Source organism: Streptomyces scabichelini (assembly GCF_011045015.1).
GTDB lineage: Bacteria > Actinomycetota > Actinomycetes > Streptomycetales > Streptomycetaceae > Streptomyces > Streptomyces scabichelini.
Genome location: NZ_JAAKZY010000486.1, coordinates 1 through 662 on the forward strand (window position 1 = coordinate 1; position 662 = coordinate 662).

General features: G+C 66.9%; 1 protein-coding gene. It reads left to right on the forward strand.

What is annotated here, in order from left to right; genetic code table 11:
- The coding region (locus G5C60_RS50835; RefSeq protein ID WP_165271127.1) for an alpha-glucosidase C-terminal domain-containing protein at positions 1-503 on the forward strand (503 nt) is incomplete at its 5' end.
- Positions 504-662: the final 159 nt, after the last annotated feature.

Consider the following 662-nt stretch of genomic DNA (forward strand, 5'->3'; position numbering starts at 1 on the left):
GGGGGGTGTACAGCGGGTTCGAGCTGTGTGAGAACACTCCGGTGCGGGAGGGCAGCGAAGAGTACCTGAACTCGGAGAAGTATCAACTCAGGCCGCGGGACTGGGAGTCGGCCGAACGCGAGGGCCGTAGCATCGCCCCCTTGATAGCCGAACTCAACGCGATCCGGCGCCGCAGCCCGGCCCTGCGCCAGCTGCGGGATCTGCACTTCCATCACGCGGACCAGGAGGCGGTGCTCGTGTTCAGCAAGCGGGCGGGGACGGACACCGTGCTGGTGGTGGCCAACCTGGACCCGCACCACACCCAGGAGGCCACGGTCTCGTTGGACATGCCGCGACTCGGCCTGGACTGGCACGAGACCGTACCGGTGCGCGACGAGCTCACCGGAGAGACCTATCACTGGGGCAGGGCCAATTATGTGCGGCTGGAGCCCGGCCGGCAGCCGGCGCACATTCTGCGGGTTCTGCGACCGTCCTCACCGATCGGAGGGTCACCCACACCATGATCGTCAACGAGCCCGTTCAGGACACCTTCGAGGACACCCCCGCCAAGGACCGCGATCCCGACTGGTTCAAGCGCGCCGTGTTCTACGAGGTCCTCGTCCGCTCCTTCCAGGACAGCAACGGCGACGGCATCGGCGACCTCAAAGGCCTGACCGCCAAGC